Here is a 4374-nt window from a genome sequence, read left to right as displayed (position 1 = left end):
CGGCCGGGCCGGGGCGGCCCCCGGCCCGTTACGGCCTGAAGCCCGCGCGCTTGAGGGCGGCCACGGCGTTCTTGAGGGAGCGGGCGTCAGAGGGCGTGGCGGGCAGCGTGCCGAGGAGCTGAGAGCCCTTGTAGATCTTGTAGTGGCCGCTCTTGGCGAGCTTCACCGTGAACCCCTGACGCTCCAGCTTCCGTATGAGGTCGCGTACTTCCTTGTGAGCCATGGTCTCCCCTAACTTTGACGCCGTCAAGCTCAAACAGCCCCGGACGCCCTTGACGCTGTCAAATACAACTCTCGCAAAAAGCCTTGACGTTGTCAAATCACGGAGGTCAGCTCCCCACCCCGCACACCACACGCACCCGCCGCGGCGAGCACCACCAGCCGACCCGAGAACCCGGGAGCCCTCCGCCGACCGCGCATGACGATGCGGCTGTCGCCCCGCGCACTCCCCCGCACCGCCGAACAGGCCCGCCTCCACCGCCAGTTCGCCGGCATCACGTCCGGCCCTCACCGGCCGGCGGCCAGCCCGGCCCCGGCCCGCCCGTACGGCCACGGCACCACCCGGGGAGCAGCACCGAACGCCCGCTCCCCCGCCGCCGGCCCTCTCCCGTGAGTCCCTCCGGCCGGCCCTCCCACCCCGCGCCGGTGCTATGGTTGTGCACGGTGTCCAGTAGAAAAGGCTGCAACCGGCCTAAGCCACCATGCGCCACTTGAGACGTTCTACGGACACGAAAAGGGCCGCCCCGGGCGCCCAGAGGGCACACCGGGACGGCGAGTAGCTAGGCGGATAACCAGTGTGCAGCCGGTACGCCTACTACCACCCCAGCAAGCTCTTCAGGCCCTCTACTACGAGCCTGGAGAGCAGCTGGGCCCCAACCTCCGCGAGGAGTTGACGAAGCCGTCGGCGGCGCCCGCCGGGCACCGCACGGACGAGGCGCAGCGGGAAGCTGACCCGCGCTCACGCGCAGCCGGAACCGGCGCGCCGAAGCAGTCCGGACGGGGTCGGCGGGGTCAGGGCGCGCTCACGAACACGGCCCGGCGAACCCCCGGTCGGCCCGCCGGGGGCACGGAGCGAGGAGCAGCCACCGCTTGCCGCGACATTTATAGCGCGCTATAACTGCCGCATGCCTTCCATCGCTGACATCGCAACTACCCCCGCAGGCGCCTACGTTCCTCGACTGACCGGCGGCACGCTCCTGGGAGACAGCGCCGTCCTCGTCCCGCAGCGTCACGGTCAGGCCCTCGCCAACTGGGCGCGCGACCACGGCGTCAGTGAGATTGCCGAAGTGGTGTGCCATTCCATCCGGCTACAGGGCCGCACCTCGCTGTACTCGCCTCCTGCCGATATGCGCCTGACTGAACCAGAGCGCCCGAGCGGTGAGTCCCTCAGCGGTCCCGGACACGCTGTTGGATGGGGACTGGCTCTGATTGACGAGGACCGGTCGGTCAACATCACCCTTCTTGAGGGCGGGGAGGTCGAGCAGGAGGGAGAGCCGCGCGACATCCCCGGATCCGATCGCATCCACACCGATGACGCTTGGGCCGGACGCCTGCGTAAAGCGTCCGGCCGCGAGATTGACGAACGGCACCGCCACCTCCTCTCGCGGATCGCGCGAGACGTGACCATCCGCAAAGCCCTGGCTGACGGCGGGCTGGGAGTGCAGATGGTCGCGCAGCTCACCGGTCTGGGAGACCAACGGATCTACCAGATCCGTGATCGCCGCCGCTGACACAGGAGAGCCCCGGCCCGCCCGTACGGCCACGGCACCACCCGAAGAGCAGCACCGAACGCCCGCTCCCCCGCCGCCGGCCCCGCCCACCGCGGGATCCGTCTGCTCGACCAGGCGAGGCGCCCGGCAGGGCCGGGCTGAGTCAGGACGTGCTCACGAAACGCACCCCGGTGAGCACGAGGTACTGAGCAAGAAACAGCAGCCGTCACCAGGGGGCCGGCCCTCTCCCGTGAGTCCCTCCGGCCGGTCCTCCCACCCCGCGCCGGTGCTATGGTTGTGCACGGTGTCCAGTAGAAAAGGCTGCAACCGGCCTAAGCCACCATGCGCCACTTGAGACGTTCTACGGACACGAAAAGGGCCGCCCCGGGCGCCCAGAGGGCACACCGGGACGGCGAGTAGCTAGGCGGATAACCAGTGTGGAGCCGGTGCGCCTACTACCACCCCAGCAAGCTCTTCAGGCCCTCTACTACGAGCCTGGAGAGCAGCTGGGCCCCAACCTCCGCGAGGAGTTGACGACCCTCACGACGGGTTTTGGTGCTTGAAGTCACCTCAGCCGCGGAGGTTTCGACCGGAGGCGAAGCCTCCGGATTGCGCCGTGGAGGATTCGCCTCCGGGTTGCGCTGTGCCACATCGGTCCTCTCTCGGGGACATAAAGGCGCAGTCCGACGAGCGAACGAGGTGAGCGGCGGCCGGTCGGCTTCCCCGTAATCGTTATGCATCAAAACGGCCGATTCAGACGCTGCTTGAAGGCCGGGGCAAATCACCGTCCGAGAAGGAAGCGCCACCCCAGTTCGGCCAGCTCCCCCACCCGCGCATCGATCACCGCCATCCGCGCCTCCCGCTCCCCCTCGTGCCCATGCGCCGCCTGATGCGTCGCCTGGCCAGGCCACTTGCGGTACATCAGGCCGACTTCCCGCGTGAAGTAGCCGCGACTCACGGCGTTCAGGGCCAGCAGGAGCCCCGTGTCCTCCGACGCCGGCAGCGCCATCCACCCACCGAGCGCCAGCAGCAGGTCCCGGCGAACGCACAACGTCGCCGGGTGGACCTGTGCGCGATAGTCGTGGGACTTCCAATGCTCATGGACGGCGCCGCGTTCGATGGGGCCCTCTTCGGGGTCGCCGTCGAAACCGACCGTGGTGCCGTCCGGCAAGGCGTCGAGGACGCGGGAGGTCGTCCAGGCGACTTCCGACTCGCGCCCGAAAACGGCGATGTCACGGGCGAGCGCGCCCGGGGTGAGCATGTCGTCGGCGTCGAGGACCTTCACCAACTCGCCCTGTGCGCGGGCTAGTCCCATGGTCCGGGCGACGCCGGGACCACCCCGTCGGCCCTGGGCGAAACTCACCCGCGGGTCGTCGGGGACGAGTCCGGCGACCGCGTCCGTCTCGCCGTCCTCCTGGATGACCCACTGCCATTCCCACCCATCCGGCAGCTCCTGCTCCTCGAGCGAGCGGTACGCGTCCGGCAGGTGGTGGGCGCCGGGGGCGTGAACTGCCGTGAGGACAACGATGCGCTGCGGCAAGGGAGTTACCACCGATCCAGTGGGGTCACGAAGGTCATCTCAGTGCGGTCGCCGGGGAGGATGACGTCCGACATCTCCACCAGGCGGTCCTCGGTCCCGTACGAGAACTTCCGGAGTACGAACACCGCGGTGCCCGGTGGCAGCTCCAGCTCCTCGGCCTCTTCGGCGGAGGGAGGGCGTGCGGTAACGCGTTCCTCTATGCGGTCGAGCTCGATGCCGACCGTGTACAGCTGGTTCTGAGTGCCGCCCGGCCAGGGCTCGTTGGTCTCGTCAAGCAGGTCCGGGTTCTTCGCGACCATGTCGCGGACGAGGTATGAGGTCACGAGCGTGAAGGGCGCCGGCTCGGAGCTGTAGCGAGTCCGGTACGAGCGCCGGAGCATCGTCGTGCCCTCGGGCACCCCGAAGGCCGTGGAGAGGTCCTCGTTCGCCGGGATCTCCTCGTACTTCGCGTGGAAGACGAGGTCGTCGACGGTCAGCCCGGTGTCGTGCTCGGTCGAACCCGTCTCCAGCCGCTTCCCTTCGGGCTCCCGGGCCCGGTCCTTCTCCCACTGGTGGCGCTCGTTGCTGCGCGACACCAGCTTCCGCGGTACGCGCACGAAGGTGCCGCGGCCGTGCTTCTTCTCGACGAGCCCTTCGGCCTCCAGCTGCGCGAGCGCCTGGCGCACCGTCGGCAGCCCCTTCTTGTAGTGCGCCGCGAGCCAGGCCTCGGTGGGCAGCTTGTCGCCCGGCCTCAGCTCACCTGCGCGGATGGGATGCCGGAAGTCTTCCGCGATCCGCTCGTACGCCTTCGCCATGGCCACTCACCGTTCCGTTCTCTCGACGACGCCAGCATACGAGTCATCAAGAGGACTTGATCGTCCCGCTGGCCACCCGAGGCTGAAGCCCCCGCAGTCCCGGGAAGGAAGGGCCAGTCCTCTCACACGCGCCGCCCCGGACGGCCCTGCCCGACGCACCACCCGCAACAGATCTCCGCGGGTAACGGCTCGGCAGCCCCGCGCCTCTTACCCGGGAAAGCCAGGGCCCGCGCAACGGGCCCCTCGACTCACCGGACCCTCGACGCGCCGAGCCGTCGGCGGCGCCCGCCGGGCAGCCGCACGGACGAGGCGCAGCGGGAAGCTGACCCGC

Annotated in this window: 4 protein-coding genes; 1 reads left to right on the top strand and 3 read right to left on the bottom strand. The window is 69.3% G+C overall.

Annotation, left to right across the window (positions count from 1 at the left end):
- Positions 1 to 28: 28 nt before the first annotated feature.
- Positions 29 to 223 carry a hypothetical protein gene (locus AN218_RS10685; protein WP_070016553.1) on the bottom strand — a complete coding sequence of 65 codons (195 nt, stop codon included), beginning with the start codon at positions 221 to 223 and terminating at the stop codon, positions 29 to 31.
- Positions 224 to 1124: 901 nt separating this feature from the next.
- Between AN218_RS10685 and AN218_RS10675 the strand changes: the two genes are divergently transcribed.
- Positions 1125 to 1730 (top strand): hypothetical protein, encoded by a 606-nt coding sequence (locus tag AN218_RS10675; protein ID WP_070016551.1) that lies wholly within the window; start codon positions 1125 to 1127, stop codon positions 1728 to 1730.
- A gap of 760 nt (positions 1731 to 2490) precedes the next feature.
- On the opposite strand, the gene AN218_RS10670 is transcribed toward AN218_RS10675, so the two are convergent.
- Positions 2491 to 3261 (bottom strand): glycosyltransferase family 2 protein, encoded by a 771-nt coding sequence (locus AN218_RS10670; protein WP_420855959.1) that lies wholly within the window; start codon positions 3259 to 3261, stop codon positions 2491 to 2493.
- Positions 3255 to 4043, bottom strand: coding sequence for a GntR family transcriptional regulator (locus AN218_RS10665; protein ID WP_070016550.1), 789 nt, complete (start codon positions 4041 to 4043; stop codon positions 3255 to 3257). Before AN218_RS10665 ends, AN218_RS10670 begins: the two co-directional genes overlap by 7 nt.
- Positions 4044 to 4374: the final 331 nt, after the last annotated feature.

It is taken from the genome of Streptomyces nanshensis, from assembly GCF_001751255.1.
GTDB classification, from domain to species: Bacteria; Actinomycetota; Actinomycetes; order Streptomycetales; family Streptomycetaceae; genus Streptomyces; species Streptomyces nanshensis_A.
This window is presented reverse-complemented; position numbering and strand designations above follow the sequence as displayed.